The 13,945-nt window shown below is 61.1% G+C and carries 11 protein-coding genes; 4 read left to right on the top strand and 7 right to left on the bottom strand.

Features of this window, described 5'->3' with window-relative positions; all coding sequences use genetic code 11:
- Positions 1 to 171: 171 nt before the first annotated feature.
- Entirely contained in the window at positions 172 to 690 is a 519-nt protein-coding gene (locus KP004_RS03700; protein WP_216801041.1) for a hypothetical protein, read from the top strand.
- 443 nt (positions 691 to 1,133) lie between these two features.
- Here the strand turns inward: KP004_RS03700 and KP004_RS03705 are convergent, their stop codons facing one another.
- From KP004_RS03705 to shc, 5 genes are all read right to left on the bottom strand, one after another.
- On the bottom strand, positions 1,134 to 1,364 hold the full coding sequence (locus KP004_RS03705; protein WP_216801042.1) for a hypothetical protein: 231 nt from the start codon (positions 1,362 to 1,364) through the stop codon (positions 1,134 to 1,136).
- Between the two features lie 157 nt (positions 1,365 to 1,521).
- Positions 1,522 to 2,520 carry an adenosyl-hopene transferase HpnH gene (hpnH, locus tag KP004_RS03710; protein ID WP_216801043.1) on the bottom strand — a complete coding sequence of 333 codons (999 nt, stop codon included), beginning with the start codon at positions 2,518 to 2,520 and terminating at the stop codon, positions 1,522 to 1,524.
- 121 nt (positions 2,521 to 2,641) lie between these two features.
- Positions 2,642 to 4,549 (bottom strand): 1-deoxy-D-xylulose-5-phosphate synthase, encoded by a 1,908-nt coding sequence (dxs, locus tag KP004_RS03715; protein ID WP_216801044.1) that lies wholly within the window; start codon positions 4,547 to 4,549, stop codon positions 2,642 to 2,644.
- 197 nt (positions 4,550 to 4,746) lie between these two features.
- On the bottom strand, positions 4,747 to 5,739 hold the full coding sequence (hpnA, locus tag KP004_RS03720; protein ID WP_216801045.1) for a hopanoid-associated sugar epimerase: 993 nt from the start codon (positions 5,737 to 5,739) through the stop codon (positions 4,747 to 4,749).
- A 9-nt stretch (positions 5,740 to 5,748) separates the two neighbouring features.
- Entirely contained in the window at positions 5,749 to 7,737 is a 1,989-nt protein-coding gene (gene shc / locus KP004_RS03725) for a squalene--hopene cyclase (RefSeq protein WP_239026928.1), read from the bottom strand.
- A gap of 286 nt (positions 7,738 to 8,023) precedes the next feature.
- On the opposite strand from shc, the gene KP004_RS03730 reads away from it, so the two are divergent.
- From KP004_RS03730 to hpnI, 3 genes are all read left to right on the top strand, one after another.
- The gene (locus KP004_RS03730) at positions 8,024 to 10,675 is read left to right on the top strand and encodes an MMPL family transporter (RefSeq protein ID WP_216801047.1); all 2,652 of its coding nucleotides are present in this window, start codon (positions 8,024 to 8,026) and stop codon (positions 10,673 to 10,675) included.
- Between the two features lie 197 nt (positions 10,676 to 10,872).
- Positions 10,873 to 11,460: a tRNA 5-(aminomethyl)-2-thiouridylate-methyltransferase MnmM gene (gene mnmM, locus KP004_RS03735; protein WP_216801049.1), complete on the top strand. Its 588-nt coding sequence runs from the start codon at positions 10,873 to 10,875 to the stop codon at positions 11,458 to 11,460.
- Entirely contained in the window at positions 11,460 to 12,623 is a 1,164-nt protein-coding gene (gene hpnI, locus KP004_RS03740) for a bacteriohopanetetrol glucosamine biosynthesis glycosyltransferase HpnI (RefSeq protein ID WP_216801051.1), read from the top strand. Before mnmM ends, hpnI begins: the two co-directional genes overlap by 1 nt.
- Positions 12,624 to 12,957: 334 nt before the next feature.
- Here hpnI and KP004_RS03745 read toward each other — a convergent pair whose 3' ends face one another.
- Both KP004_RS03745 and KP004_RS03750 read right to left on the bottom strand, forming a co-directional pair.
- Positions 12,958 to 13,170, bottom strand: a complete 213-nt coding sequence (locus tag KP004_RS03745; protein ID WP_216801052.1) for a DUF2905 domain-containing protein — start codon at positions 13,168 to 13,170, stop codon at positions 12,958 to 12,960.
- Positions 13,171 to 13,406: 236 nt separating this feature from the next.
- Positions 13,407 to 13,937 (bottom strand): epoxyqueuosine reductase QueH, encoded by a 531-nt coding sequence (locus tag KP004_RS03750; RefSeq protein WP_216801053.1) that lies wholly within the window; start codon positions 13,935 to 13,937, stop codon positions 13,407 to 13,409.
- Between the last annotated feature and the right edge of the window lie 8 nt (positions 13,938 to 13,945).

Raw genomic sequence — 13,945 nt, forward strand, 5'->3', positions numbered from 1 at the left:
CCGGCTACAAGATCCTAGCCATTCAAAGCCAGTACAACTGGCGTCTTCTTAGGAAAGTTCAATATCAACCATACAGCTTATTTTAAATATCAATTCAATGACTTATTATGGGATGGCGGCCACTCAGTTATTGAGTTGCTGATACCGCAAGATCCAAAAGAAAAGGCTAAAATGAAGAGAATTAAGGGGCCAATGGAACTGGGTAATATAGCATATTTCAGCTTTAAGCAGAAAACCCTGCATAGTCCTTATCTATTTCACCTTTCACCATCTCAACTTCTTCAGGAGTCAGGCAAAGTACCTCAGAATACAAAAGGGTTTGACGACGCTAGCCAAGCTTTGTTTCCGACTGAATATCCGGCGATGGTAACTATGGAGGTAACTGAAAATGGGCCTGGAACATTACTTGCCTTTGGGCGGCAACTCAAGCAGGATGAACTCCCAAGTCAAGAGGATCTAAAAAAGGACCACGCCCACAGATTCATCTCAGAGAGATCTTACGACCCAAACTGCAAATGGTGGTCCCTCTGGAGTGAAACCTATGAGGTAGATTCCTATTTATTTCCTATTTCTCTGAACATGAGAAGAGCATTGTTGAGCCCCGGGTATATCCTCGCAGGAGCCATAGACATTATTACACTGCCTGTGATGTGGCCGATGTATATGGTCGGTATATATGGGAGCCCGTAATGAATAGTCTCCCCATCCGCACATAGGAATATAAGTTTCTGGTGGAAGAATTTGTCCGTCCTGCTATGCGACGCGTAAAAAGAGCGATCCCAACCACCGCATCCCCGCATCCGCATTATATTCGCTGCTGGTATGGTACCCAAAATTGGCATCGACAAAATCAGTCCGCGACTCAGATTCACTGTACTTACGCTATGCACACTACTCATCGTGCTCATCATCTTTGCGTTTATTGCTGTGGCAAATAACTAAGGTCGGGGGGCAATTCAAGTTGCAACTCCCATCTGACCCAACCAAAACGGGTGGAGACGGACTCCGCGGGTCAGCGTAAGCAAGAGGGAGCGGAAGAAAGTAAAGCCGCTCCGCCGCTCACCCGCCAGCCGTTGCGACATGGCCTATTCTCCTGCGGCAAGCGCATTGATCGGGATCATCTTCACCCCGGTTCATGTTTCATCAACCGTTCCATTTCGTTCGCTACGCGCTGCAGGATCGGCCGCAGGTCGTCTGCGGTGAGCCTGGTGTAGTGCCTGCGGGACCTGGTCGAATACGTCGATCTGCACGAAGAAGGTCTTCACGTCCCGCCCCACCCGCAGCGCCAACCCCTTCAGCTCCGTGTCGAAGTAGTCCACCTGTCCCTTGGGCGGGAATGGGAGGGTAGGAGTTAGGTAGGACATAGGTAGGTCTAGGTAGGAAAAAGGTAGGTCCAGAACTAAAAAACCCGCTAAATCTGGCTTAAAGATTAGCGGGTTTCTGGTGCCGTGTAAAGGCTTAACTATCTGAAAATATTGCGTATCAGCTGTAGCGACAAACAGGTATTAATAATAAAAAAATCTAAGTCAGATTCCACAGGAACATTTCCCACATCTCTTTCCAGCTCTTGCCGATCTCCTCGACGACGGTGGGCTCGAAGCCGCAGTGCATCATGCATTGGGCGCAGCGCGGGTCCTTGCCGACGCCGTACTTGTCCCACTGGGTCTTCTCCATCATCTCGGCGAAACTGCCGTAGTGCTCGTCGGTGATGAGATAGCACGGCGCCTTCCAGCCGCGCGGGTTCCGGGTCGGGTTGCCCCACGGGGTGCACTGGAGCTCCTTGTCGCCTTTCAGGAACCTCAGATACATCGGGGTGGAGAAGAAACGGAAGCGCTTGCTCATCTCATACACGGCCTCGAACTTCTTCTGGATCTCGCGCCGCTCCAGGAAGAGCTTCTCGCCTACCGCCTCGTAACCGAAGCCGGGGGCTACCAGGAAACCGTCGACGCCGATGTCCTTCAGGTGGGAGAAGAGCATCTCGATCTCGATCAGATCGGTCTCCTTGAAGATGGTGGTGTTGGTGCAGAGCCTGAAGCCGAGCTGCTTGGCCTTCTTGATGGCGGACATGGCGATCTTGAAGGTGCCGGGACGCTCCAGGATGCGGTCGTGGGTCTCTTCCATGCCGTCCAGGTGGACGTTGAGCACGAAGTTCGGGTGCGGCTTCAGCGTGTCCAGCGCCTTCTCCAGGAGCAGGGCGTTGGTGCACAGATAGATGTGCTTCCCTCTCTTCAACACCGCGTCGATCAGTTCGAAGATATGGGGGTACAAAAACGGTTCGCCGCCGGTGATGGTGACGACCGGTGCCGGACACTGGTCCACGGAGTCCAGGCACTCCTGGAGGCTCATCATCTCCTGGATGGTGTCTGCATACTCCCTGATGCGGCCGCAGCCGGAGCAGGCGAGATTGCACAGATGGGTCGGCTCCAGCATGAGGACCAGGGGATACTTCTCCTGCTTCTTCATCTTGTTGCCCATGATGTAACGGGTGAGATCGTAATTCAATCGCATCGGAAAACGCATTGTAGAGTATCCTTCCGGCTTTTCTTTGGTTGACGGCTGATAAAGACGACTGCGGGACAGGCCGAGAGATGAAGCTTTCAGCCTGTCCCGCGTGAGCTGCCTGAGTGTAACGAAAACGCTGCTACTTTACCACGGTTAGTTGCGGATGAACGCTGCCGGCTCCCTTCAAAAAGGCCTGGCAGGTGGCGGCGATGCCGGCGCCGTCGAGCCCCAGGTCGGCACGCAGCTGGGCTTGGCTCCCCTGTTCGATGAAGCTGTCGGGGATGCCAATCCGCTTCACCCGCACGCCGGTCAGCCCCGCATCGGCGACCGCTTCCAGTACGGCGCTGCCGAAGCCCCCGAGGAGGGCGTTCTCCTCGACGGTGACGACGCAGCCGGTGCGCCCGGCCTCGGCGAGGATCAGCTCGCGGTCCAAAGGCTTAACGAAGCGCGCGTTGACCACGGAGGCGAAGATCCCTTTCTGCTTCAACAGTGCGGCGGCTTCCAGCGCGGGGTAGACGGTGGAGCCGACGGCGACCAGGGTCAGGTCGGTTCCCTGGACCAAGAGTTCCCCCTTGCCGATCTCGAGCGACTTCAGCTCCTTGTCCATTGCCACGCCGAATCCGGCGCCGCGCGGGTAGCGCAGCGAAACGGGGCGGCCGTGATAGATGGCGGTCTTCAGCATGTGCTGCAGCTCGTTCTCGTCCTTGGGGGCCATCACGGTGAGCTCGGGGAGGTGGCGCAGGTACGAGATGTCGAAGGCGCCGTGATGGGTCGGGCCGTCGTCGCCGACGAGGCCGGCACGGTCCAGGGCCATGGTCACCGGCAGCTTCTGCAGGCAGATGTCGTGGAAGACCTGGTCGTAGGCACGCTGGGTGAAGGTCGAGTAGATGGCGGCGACCGGGCGGAACCCTTCCACGGCGAGCCCCGCCGCGAAGGTCAGGGCGTGCTGCTCGGCGATGCCGACGTCGAAGAAGCGCTCCGGGAACCTCTCGGCGAATGGGGTGAGGCCGGTGCCGTCGGGCATGGCCGCGGTGATGGCCAGGATCTTCTCGTCCTTTTCGCCCAGCTTCACCAGGGTGTTGCCGAAGACGCTGGTGTAGGAGGGGGGAGCCTGCTTGCTCGCGGTGGTGCTGGCGGGCTTGGTGGGGGCGACGCCGTGGTACTTGTCCGGCATGTCCTCGGCCGGGCCGTGGCCTTTCCCCTTCTTGGTCATCACGTGCAGCAGGATCGGGCCTTCCAGCCGCTTCACGTTCTCCAAAACACCCAAGAGGGTGGGGATGTCGTGCCCGGCGATGGGGCCTACATACTCGAAGCCGAGCGCCTCGAAGAGCGTGCCCGGGGTGAGGAAGCCCTTGAGCGAGTTCTCCGCTTTCTTGGCGAAGTGGAGGATGTTGCCGCCGATGGCCGGGATTCCCGCCAAGAGCCCCTCCATCTCCTTCTTCAGGCTCCGGTAATAGGAGCCGGTCATCTTCCTGGAGATGAAGGAGGAGAGGGCGCCTACATTCTTGGAGATGGACATCTCGTTGTCGTTTAAGACGACGATCAGGTTTTTCTTCAGGTGGCCGGCCTGGTTAAGCGCCTCCAGCGCCATCCCGCCGGTAAGCGAGCCGTCGCCGATCACCGAGATGACCCGGGCGTCGTCCCCCTTGAGGGTGTGGGCTACCGCCAGGCCGAGGCCGGCGGAAATCGAGGTGGAGGAGTGCCCGGCGCCGAAGGCGTCGTGGGGGGACTCGGAGCGCTTGGGAAAGCCGCTGATCCCCTTGTAGCAGCGCTGGGTGTGGAAGCTGTCGCGCCGCCCGGTGAGGATCTTGTGGGTGTAGGCCTGGTGGCCGACGTCCCAGACGATGTTGTCCTTGGGGGAGTCGAAACAGTAATGGAGCGCGATGCTGAGCTCGACCACACCCAGGTTGGAAGCCAGGTGTCCGCCGGTCTTTGCCACCGTATCCATGAGGAAGCCGCGCACCTCGTCAGCGAGCAGCACCAGCTCCTCGGCATCCAGCTTCTTCAGGTCGTCGGGACCGTTTATCTTGCTTAGCAGTGTGTACATGGATCTCCTTGAGAACCCTACGATTAAAAACCAAAACCATTGGCCACGGAGAACATCTAAACTTCTGAGAAAACCTAAAGCTAAACCATTGGCCACGGAGATAATCTGAGAACTTCGGAGAAAACCAAATCTTTTGGGTTTAAAACCTTTAGAATCCGTTTTTGCCTTTCTCAGATTTCCTCAGATTTTCTCCGTGGCTAACGGTTCTGAATGTAGCCGTTGTCTTGGAACCATTTCACCGCACGCTCCAGTGCGTCTTCCACGGGAGTCTGCGGCAGACCCAGCTCGGCCTGCGCCTTGCCGGAGTCGAAAAACATGAACTTCCTGGCCATCTGCACCCCGGCCAGCGGGATGAGCGGCTCGCGCCCGGTGACCACGGAGAGCGCATGGTTGGCGTAGGCCGCCATGAGGACCGGGTAGTAGGGGAGTTTCACCCGCGGCGCCTTGAGCCCGGTGAGCGCGGAGAGCATCTCGAAGATCTGCGCCATGGTGAGGTTGCGGTTCCCCAGGATGTACTTCTCTCCGATCCGCCCCTTCCCGGCCGCCAAGAGGTGCCCCCGCGCGCAGGCCTCGACGTCGATAAGGTTCAGGCCGGTATCGAGGTAGGCCGGCATCTTGCCGTTCAAAAAGTCGACGATGATCTTCCCGGTCGGGGTCGGCTTCACGTCCATCGGCCCGACCGGTGTGGACGGGTTCACGATCACCAGCGGCAGCCCCTTGTCCAGGTACGATTCGGCGGCGCGCTCGGCCAAAAACTTGCTCTTCTTGTAATCCCCGACCATGTCGACGAAGTCGACCGGCGTGTCCTCGGTGCCGGGGGTGCCGTCGCCGGGGTTGCCCAGGGTCCCCACGCTGCTGGTGTAGACCACCTTGGCGACGCCGGCGGCCAGCGCCGCCGAGAGTATGTTACGGGTGCCGAGCACGTTGGCGTCGTACATCGCCTGGGGCGTCCGGGTCCAGAGCCGGTAGTCCGCCGCGGCGTGGAACAGTGCGTCACACCCCGACAGCGCCCGGACCAGCGGCTGGCGTTCGGAGAGATCCCCCTCGTGCAACTCCAGGTCGAGTCCCGCCAGGTTGCGCCGGTCCGAGCCGGGACGCACCAGCACGCGCACCTGCCACCCGTCCTTCAAAAGCTCGCGCACGATGCTCGCGCCGATGAAACCGGTCGCCCCGGTGACGAAGGCCTTCATAGCCGCCCGTTACTCCAGGCCGCCGGTGAGGGTGCGATAGGTACCCAGCGCCATGAGCGGGAAACAGTTGCGGTAGATGTGGTACTTGATCATGAAGTACTTGGGGAAGCCGGTCCCCGTGTACTGGGTCTCGTCCCAGGTCCCGTCCTGTCTCTGGGTGGAGATCAGGTACTGGATGCCGCGCACCACCGTGGAGGAATCCGCCTCGCCGGCCGCCATGAGGCCCAACAGCGCCCAGCCGGTTTGCGACGCGGTGCTCTCCCCCATGCCGGCCAGGGTGGCGTCGTGGTAGGACTCGCAGGTCTCGCCCCAGCCGCCGTCGATGTTCTGGCGCGACTTGATCCAGTTGACCGCCTTCTTGATGTAGGGCTGCTGCATGTCCTCGCCGATGGCGGCAAGCCCGCAGAGCACGCTCCAGGTGCCGTAGAGGTAGTTCACCCCCCAGCGTCCCCACCACGGCCCTTCCGGCTCCTGGTTCTTCTTCAGGAACTCCAGGGCGCGCTGCGCCGCCGGGTAGGTCTTGGCGTAGCCGAAGGTCCCCATGAGCTCCAGCATCCGGCCGGTGAGGTCGGCGGTGGGGGGGTCGATGAGCGCCTCAAGGTCGGCGAACGGGATCTTGTTCAGGATGTGCTTGGTGTTGTCCTTGTCGAAGGCGCCCCAGCCGCCGTTTTTGCTCTGCATCCCCAGGCACCAGTTGATGCCCCTTTTCACCGCTTCGTTCATCGCCCTGCGGTCCTTCACCTCGATCCCTTTCAGGGCGATCATGACGAAGCCGGAGTCGTCGACGTCGGGGTACCAGTCGTTCAGGAACTCGAAAGCCCACCCTCCCGGCTCGAGCTCGGGCGACTTGATCTTCCAGTCCCCGGGCCTTCTCACCTCGCGCTCCAGGAGCCACTGGGCTCCCTTGACCAGGGAGGGATGGTCGGAGGGGACCCCGGCGTCGACCAGCGCCTTGAGGGCCAGTGCCGTGTCCCACACCGGCGAGACGCAGGACTGCAGCACGAGCTGCTCGTCGGTCTCGATGCAGAAGTGTTCCAGCGCCTTCAGGCCCTGGGCCACCGCCGGGTGCTCGTTGTCGTAGCCCAAAACGCTCAGCGCCAGGACCGCGTTCAGCATGGCGGGCTGGATGCCGCCCCAGTCACCGGACTCCTCCTCGTGCTCCAGCACCCACTCCTCCGCCTTGGCCATGGCCCGCTTCCGGAAGGGGCGGATCGGGCTTCTCTCGTAGACCTTGAGCATGTGGTCCAGGCCGATGAAGAAGTTCTTCCAGGTGAAGATCCCTTCTTCCTTGGTGAAGGTGTAGTCGATGGCGCGCGGCGGCCGCACGAAAAGTTCCTGCACCCTCTGCGCGGGGGGGAGTTTGTGCACCGGCCGCTTGTACATCACGATGGAGAGCGGGATGATGGTGGCCCTGGCCCAGCTGGAGAACTCGTAGATGTTGATGTAGGTCCAGTTCGGAAGCAGGTTGAGCTCCACCGGCATGCTGGGCACGCCGAGCCAGTCGAACTCCCCGAAGAGCGCCAGGAAGATCTTCGTGAAGACCCGCGACTTGATCACGCCCCCCTTGGAGAGGATGAAGGCCCGCGCTTTCTCGAGCGCCGGGTGCTCGGCGGGATAGCCGGCGAGCTTCAAGGCGAAGTAGGCTTCGATGGTGGTGGAAAGGTCGCCCGGGCCGCCGTAATAGATGGTCCAGAATCCTTCCTCGGTCTGCTTGGAGAGGAGGTAGTTGCTCATCTTGCGCTGGCGCTCGTGATCGACCAGCCCAAGGAAGTGATGCAGCATTATATATTCTGCGGTTATGGTGACATTGGATTCCAGCTCGGCCCACCAATAACCTTTGGGGAGCTGTTCGCGGAAGAAGAAATCGCGACTACCTTCAATGGCGACATCGAGGGGGCTTTTTGCCTTGCCCGGCTTACTCTTCCAAAGAGCAGGGGGGAACTGGTGAACAGTTGCCCCTGCCTTGTGTTCGACGTTCAGCTCCGGCTCACTAACCATGCCGTTGAATGAGGTGAGTGCATGTGATATGGGGTGTTTGAAGGGGGAAGTCACCACATACTCCTTTCTGCCGGATTGGGACGGATTAACTCAGTGTAGCTGCTTTGTACATAGTTACAAGGCTGGAAATCTATCACGGATTTGACAAAAGGTACACTGTTTTTTCCAGATGTGTCTTTTTTTTCTTAATGAAAACAATGATTTGCTCTGGTGCTGTTGATTGTGCGCCCGGGGTGTGCTAGGTTGCTTGCGCTTAATTATTTGTCCGGAAAAGGCCAATGATCTTATGAATGAAGCCCCCAAAACAAGCATGCTGTTCTCCCTGGCGGCGCGCCGCCCCTGGCTGGTGCTGACCCTGGCGCTGCTGCTGTCCGTGCTCTCCATCTGGCTCACCGCCCAGCGCATGGAGTTTCTCACCGGCCGCGACGATCTGATGCCGCAGAACACCTCCTTCAACCGCGACTACCGCGCCTTCCGAACCGAGTTCGGCAGCATGGAGGACATCGTGGTGGTGATCGAGGGGCAGGATGCCGAGAAGGTGGGGGCCTTCGGCAGTCGGCTGCACGACGCGCTGGCAAAGGACAAGGCCCACTTCTCGGACGTGTTCTATCCCTTCGCGCTCCCGTATTTCCGGGACAACGGCCTGCTGTTCATGCCCCTGGAGGACATAAAGGAGCTGCGCCGCAACCTGACCCTGGCGGCGCCGGCCCTGCGGGCGCTCTCCGCGTCGCCTTCGGTGCAGACGCTCTTCACCCACATGACAGGCAGCATCGAGCGCTACCTCGCCGGCGACGAAAAACAGCTGCCGGGCATCATGTTCATGCTGGACAAGCTGGGGGCCGGCTTCACCAGTTTCGGAACCGGGAAGGGGAGCGTTCCCTCCATGGAGAGCGTCTTCATGAACCCCGATTCCGCCTTCGCCCGCGCCGGGCGTCAGCAGATACTGACCGCGCTCCCGGTGCGGGATATGACAGGTTTCGTCCCGGCCAAGGCTGCGATAGCCGTGGTCCGTACCGAGGTGGCCCGCCTGAAGGCCCTTCCCGAGTTCAAGGGGGTGAGCGCTGGGCTGACCGGGACCCCGGTCCTTGAGCACGAGGAGATGACCACCAGCGAGAAGGACATCACCCTGGCGACGGTGGTGTCCCTGGCGCTGACCGTGGTCCTGCTCCTGTTCGCCTTCCGCGGCGTCCTGAACGTGGCTGCGGCCATGGTGTCGCTGCTGGTGGCGATCTCGCTCTCCTTTGGTTTCGCGACCGTGGCGGTGGGTCATCTGAACATACTTTCCATGGTGTTCGCCGTGATGCTGATCGGCATCGGCATCGAGTACGGCATCCAGGTGGTGCTGCGCTACCAGGAGGAGTTGAGGCTGGGGGCGGGTGAGATGGTCGCCCTGGAAACGGGGGTGACCAGGAACATCTGGGCCATCGTCATGGCCGCGGCCACCGTCGCCGCCGCCTTCCTCACCTTCGTCTTCACCGACTTCCGCGGCATCGCCGAGCTTGGTGTCATCGCGGCCGGCGGGGTGGTCATCTGCGTGCTGGTCACCTTTACCGTGCTCCCCGCTTTGCTGGTGCTTCTTGCCCGGTACCGCCCGGTGCGCACGGGCGCGGCGACGGCAGGCCCCGCGGAGCATGGCGTGCTGTCCCGGCTCATCTTCGGTCGTCCCCGGCTGGTGATCGGCGTCAGCCTGGTCCTGTGCGTCGCCTCGCTCTACCCCCTGTCCCGGGTCTCCTTCGACTACAACCTCATGAACCTGCAGGCCAAGGGGCTGGAGTCGGTCACCTACGCCTACAAGCTGATGAGAAGCAAGGAGAACAGCGGCTACTTCGCCGTGGTGATGGCCGACAACGCCGCGGAAGCGCAGGCGAAGACGGCAAAGCTTGAGCGTCTGCCCAGCGTGGACCACGTGGTGAGCCTGAACACGCTGGTGCCGGACCACCAGCAGGAAAAACTGGCGGAGCTGGCGGCGCTGCAGCGCGAGCTTGCCGACGTGAAGCCCGTCCCGTACGAGGAAAGCCTCTCGCTCATGGAGCTCCCCAAGGTGTTCGAGGCGTTCAGAAACGCGGCCGTCGCGCTCAAGGAGCGGCTGGATAAGGAGCGGCGCCCGGAGGCGAAACAGGCCGCGGCCTTCGTGGCGACCCTGGACAAGTTCTTCGCGGGGCTGGAGAAGGAGCGCGACAAGAACGCGGTGGGGATGCTCCAGGACTTCCAGGGAGGGATGTTCAAGGAGCTTCCCGGCAAGATCGAGCTCCTGAAGCAGAGCCTGGCGGCGAAGCCGGTCACCGAGGCGGACGTGCCCAAGGAACTCCGTTCGCGTTTCGTGGGCAAGACCGGGAAGCTGATGCTGCAGGTGGCGCCCAAGGGAGAGATCTTTAACCGGGAGCCGCTCAAGGCCTTCGTGGACGAGGTGAGGAGCGTCGATCCGCATGCGACCGGGGAGCCGGTGATGGTGTACGAATCCATGACCATCATGCGCGACTCCTACCGTCTCGCCTTCATCTACGCCTTCGTCGCCATCGTCGGCATCCTGCTCATTGCCTTCCGGAGCGTGAAGTTCGCCCTGATCGGGCTGGTGCCGCTGCTGGTGGGGCTTTTGTTTATGGTGAGCGGCATGTGGCTCTTCGGCATCAGCTTCAACTCGGCCAACATCATCGTCATGCCGCTGGTCTTGGGGATAGCGGTCGACTCGGGGATCTACATCATCAACCGGTACCGGCGCGAGGAGGGGAGCGCGGCGGGCGTGATCCTGAGCTCCACCGGTGTCGGGGTTCTGCTGAACACCCTGACCATCATGGCCAGCTTCGGCGCGCTCATGGTGGCGCGCCACCAGGGAGTCTTCAGCATCGGAGCCGTGATGTCCCTGGGGATGGTCGCCTGCCAGATCGCCTTCATGGTCACGCTGCCGGCGGTCTTGACGCTGGCGGCGAAAAAACCTTAAACCATTGGCCACGGAGAAAATCTGAGGACTTCTGAGACAACCTGAAACCGTTTCTGCACCTGTAGGGGCGAAAAGCATTCACTCTGCACACTCTTCAGGAAATCAATCGTCCGACGAGGGCGGCCTTCGCGGCAAGGCCCTCACCCCTGTCCCTCTCCCGGAGGGCGAGGGGGAACTCGAGCGATTTTGGGGGGCAATTGGTCAAGGCTGGTAACAAGGCTGAATCGTTGCGCGGCGCCGTGCCGCTGTCGCATTACTTCCTGAGGGAGCGGGTGCAGCCGGGGGACCTGGTGGTCGATGCCACCTGCGGGAACGGCTTCGACACGCTGCTGCTGGCCCAGCTCGTCGGGGAGACCGGCCGCGTCTGGGCCTTCGACGTACAGCCGCGCGCCATCGCCGCCACGCGCGAACTCCTGGAGCGGGAAGGATGCCGGGCAAGGGTGGAACTGGTCGAGACGGGACACGAACGGCTCGCCGAATCGGTGCCGCCCGGGGTGCGCGCGGTAGCGTTCAACTTGGGCTACCTTCCTGGCGGGGACAGCACCCTGATCACCGATCCCGGCAATACAGTCCTCGCGCTTTCTCAGGCGGCGGAACTTCTGACACCCGGCGGCTTCATCACCATCGCCCTCTACACCGGCCACGCCGGAGGCCCCGAGGAAGCGTCCGCGGTCGAAGGGTGGGCCGCCTTGCTGCACCCGGGTCGCTTCAACGTCTGGCGCCACCGGCAACTAAACCGCCCCGACACGGCACCGTACCTGGTGCTGGTGGAAAGGATCCGCTGATGCTGCGCGAACTCCTCCCGTTTCTTGCCGTCGCACCTTCCCTCGCCTACGCCGCGATCACGCTCTACTGCGGGCGCAGCTTCTTCGCCGCCCCTGCGGCGCTTGCCGACCACGCGCCGCCGGTCTCGATCCTGAAACCGGTCCGCGGCGTGGACGGCGACAGCTTCGAAAACTTCGCCTCTTTCTGCCGACAGGACTATCCGAAGTACCAGATCGTCTTCGCGGTTGCCTCTGAGGACGATCCCGCGCTTCCCATCATCAGGCGGCTGATGCAGCGCTTTCCGGAAACCGATATCGAGCTGGTGGTCGATCCTGCCGTGCACGGCGCCAACTACAAGGTCTGCAACCTGATGCACGCCTACGCCAAGGCGAAACACCCGCTGCTGGTGGTCTGCGACAGCGACATCCGGGTGGGCGAACAGTACCTGCGCCAGGTCTGCGCACCGTTCGCCGATCCCAAGGTGGGGCTGGTTACATCGCTGTACCGCAGTTCGCAGGTGCGGGGTACCGGCTGCGCCATCGAGGCGCTGGGCTTTTGCTGCGAGATGATACCCAACGTGATGGCGGCACTGAAGCTTGAGGGGCTTTCCTTCGCCCTGGGGGCGTCGATGGCGGTGCGCCGGGAGGCGCTGGAGCGGATCGGCGGCTTCGAGGCGCTGGTCGACTACCTCGCCGACGACTACCAGTTGGGCAACATGATCCACAGGGCGGGGTACCGGTTGGAGCTCTCGCCGTACTTCGTGGAGAGCATGATGCGGGGGGACGAGAAGCTGTCAGAGCTCCTGTCGCGGCAGCTGCGCTGGGGGCGCACCATGCGGGTCTCGCGCCCGGGAGGGTATCTCGCCTCCGGGATCACGCTCCCTTTTCCGGGAGCGCTCCTTGCGCTGCTGGTTGCAGGGTTCGCCGCTTGGGGGTGGCTGGCTGCGGCGCTGCTCTACCTGGTGCGCTCGCTTGTCTGCACCACCTACAGCCAACTGCTGGTCAAGGATCGGCTGCTGCCGCGCTGGCTTTGGCTTCTGCCGCTGCGGGACGCGCTTTCCTTCGGCGTGTGGGGGCTGTCGCTCGTCGGCAACCGGGTGCGCTGGCGCGGCGATCTGTTTCTCTTGGAGAAGGGGGGGAAGATTGTGGAGATGGGAGACAAAGGGGGCGCCGGGGCGAGCTGATCCCTATGTCCGGCATCAGTAGAAGCAGTTACGCAAAGTACGCTGAGAATCCGCGACGGACGCAAAGAAAGGCTTTTGATGGTAGACAGCAAAAGATTTCATTGCGGTCTTCGCGCCTACTTTGGGTTCTTTGCTAACGGCTTTTCAAAGCGGTTACGCAAAGTACGGACAGAAAGTAGGCGCGAAGGACGCTATGGGGAGGCTGGGGCGAGGTGATCCTTTGGTTCGACTTTGGTGTAGGGGGGGGCTGTTGTTTCTGGTTTAACCCGAAAGTCTTCTCTGCGTTCTCTGCGGATACCCGGCGTTCTTTGCGAAACAGCTTTTGTCCTTCTGCTTATTTGCGGAAGAGCCAGAGGATGAAGGAGAGTACCAAAGAGATGATGATGCTGGTGGCGAGCGGGAAGTAGAAGGTGAAGTTTTCTTTCTTCACGTAGATGTCGCCGGGCAGCCGCCCGAGCCACGGGATACGCCCGGCTAGGGTGAAGAGGGCGCCGATGGCGGCGATGATGAGGCCCAGGATGATGAGCGATTTGCCGAAGGATGGCATGGCGGTAGTCCTGTATTTGGGAAGATATGGCCTTGGCGGGGGCGACGTCTGCTCATGGCGACGTCATCCAATCCCTGCGTGAAATCCTGCAGGGGCGAATAATCATTCGCCCTCGTGCCGCAGCGTCTATTTTGCCACAACGGCAATCGGGGCGCGAGCGGCTGAAAAAAGGAGACAGAAAAAAAGGGGACTGGCACCTGCGGAGCCAGTCCCCCTTTTACATTGCGCCTGGCTCGTTACTTCCTGACGTAGCGTTCCTTCTCGCTGTAGATGCAGCCGCAGTACTTCTGGCGGTACAGCCCCATCTCCTTGGAGAGGTTGATCCCCTCCTGCCAGCCGGTACGGAAGTCCTGGTAGTGAAACTCGACGCCGTAACGCTCGCCAAGCTTGATACCGAACTCCCGGATCATCTGCTGGTTCTGGTACCGGCTGTAGAGCAGGGTGGAGGTGAACCTCTTGAAGCCCTGTTCGGCGGCGGTTCGCGCGGCTTCCTCCAACCTGGAGCGGTAACAGTAAGCACAGCGCCCTTCCGGCTCGCCGGACACGTTGGTCAGGAATTCCTCCAGGAGATATTCATCCCGGTAGAGCACCTCCAACTCCACCATTTGCGCGTAGGTCTTCAACGCCTCCATGCGCAGCTTGTACTCGGTGTACGGGTGGATGTTGTGGTTGAAGAAGAGCCCCGTGACATCGAGTCCGGCCGATCTCAGTTCCTTGACCGGATAGATGGCACAGGGCGCGCAGCATATGTGCAGCAGTATCTTCATGCTCTTCC

It is taken from the genome of Geomonas oryzisoli (genome assembly GCF_018986915.1).
Classification (GTDB): domain Bacteria; phylum Desulfobacterota; class Desulfuromonadia; order Geobacterales; family Geobacteraceae; genus Geomonas; species Geomonas oryzisoli.

Coding starts and splice junctions, on each gene's coding strand:
- KP004_RS03705 (WP_216801042.1), bottom strand. CDS start 1,364: ATGTCCTACCTAACTCCTACCCTCCCATTCCCGCCCAAGGGACAGGTG.
- KP004_RS03745 (WP_216801052.1), bottom strand. CDS start 13,170: ATGCCATCCTTCGGCAAATCGCTCATCATCCTGGGCCTCATCATCGCC.
- shc (WP_239026928.1), bottom strand. CDS start 7,737: ATGGTTAGTGAGCCGGAGCTGAACGTCGAACACAAGGCAGGGGCAACT.
- hpnA (WP_216801045.1), bottom strand. CDS start 5,739: ATGAAGGCCTTCGTCACCGGGGCGACCGGTTTCATCGGCGCGAGCATC.
- hpnI (WP_216801051.1), top strand. CDS start 11,460: ATGCTGCGCGAACTCCTCCCGTTTCTTGCCGTCGCACCTTCCCTCGCC.
- KP004_RS03700 (WP_216801041.1), top strand. CDS start 172: ATGAAGAGAATTAAGGGGCCAATGGAACTGGGTAATATAGCATATTTC.
- KP004_RS03750 (WP_216801053.1), bottom strand. CDS start 13,937: ATGAAGATACTGCTGCACATATGCTGCGCGCCCTGTGCCATCTATCCG.
- hpnH (WP_216801043.1), bottom strand. CDS start 2,520: ATGCGTTTTCCGATGCGATTGAATTACGATCTCACCCGTTACATCATG.
- KP004_RS03730 (WP_216801047.1), top strand. CDS start 8,024: ATGAATGAAGCCCCCAAAACAAGCATGCTGTTCTCCCTGGCGGCGCGC.
- dxs (WP_216801044.1), bottom strand. CDS start 4,549: ATGTACACACTGCTAAGCAAGATAAACGGTCCCGACGACCTGAAGAAG.